Below are 815 nucleotides of genomic sequence, written 5' to 3'. Positions count from 1 at the left end.
TGGTGATACCCGTAGCTTCGGTGCATGGTTTGAGCCCCGTTACATCTTCCGCGCAGGCCGACTCGACTAGTGAGCTATTACGCTTTCTTTAAAGGGTGGCTGCTTCTAAGCCAACCTCCTAGCTGTCTAAGCCTTCCCACATCGTTTCCCACTTAACCATGACTTTGGGACCTTAGCTGACGGTCTGGGTTGTTTCCCTTTTCACGACGGACGTTAGCACCCGCCGTGTGTCTCCCATGCTCGGCACTTGTAGGTATTCGGAGTTTGCATCGGTTTGGTAAGTCGGGATGACCCCCTAGCCGAAACAGTGCTCTACCCCCTACAGTGATACATGAGGCGCTACCTAAATAGCTTTCGAGGAGAACCAGCTATCTCCGAGCTTGATTAGCCTTTCACTCCGATCCACAGGTCATCCGCTAACTTTTCAACGGTAGTCGGTTCGGTCCTCCAGTCAGTGTTACCTAACCTTCAACCTGCCCATGGATAGATCGCCCGGTTTCGGGTCTATACCCAGCGACTAAACGCCCTATTAAGACTCGCTTTCGCTACGCCTCCCCTATTCGGTTAAGCTCGCCACTGAATATAAGTCGCTGACCCATTATACAAAAGGTACGCAGTCACCTAACAAAGTAGGCTCCCACTGCTTGTACGCATACGGTTTCAGGTTCTATTTCACTCCCCTCTCCGGGGTTCTTTTCGCCTTTCCCTCACGGTACTGGTTCACTATCGGTCAGTCAGTAGTATTTAGCCTTGGAGGATGGTCCCCCCATGTTCAGACAAAGTTTCTCGTGCTCCGTCCTACTCGATTTCATTGA

The 815-nt window shown here is 51.4% G+C and carries 1 rRNA gene; it reads right to left on the bottom strand.

The features are described 5' to 3' along the window. A 23S ribosomal RNA gene (locus ACLEJW_RS23195) occupies positions 1-815 on the bottom strand; the annotation flags it as partial.

It is taken from the genome of Pseudomonas sp. SMSB3 (genome assembly GCF_052041965.1).
In the GTDB taxonomy this organism is placed as follows: Bacteria; Pseudomonadota; Gammaproteobacteria; order Pseudomonadales; family Pseudomonadaceae; genus Aquipseudomonas.
The sequence above is the reverse complement of the archived record's forward strand: the minus strand, read 5'-3'. Positions and strand labels throughout refer to the sequence as shown.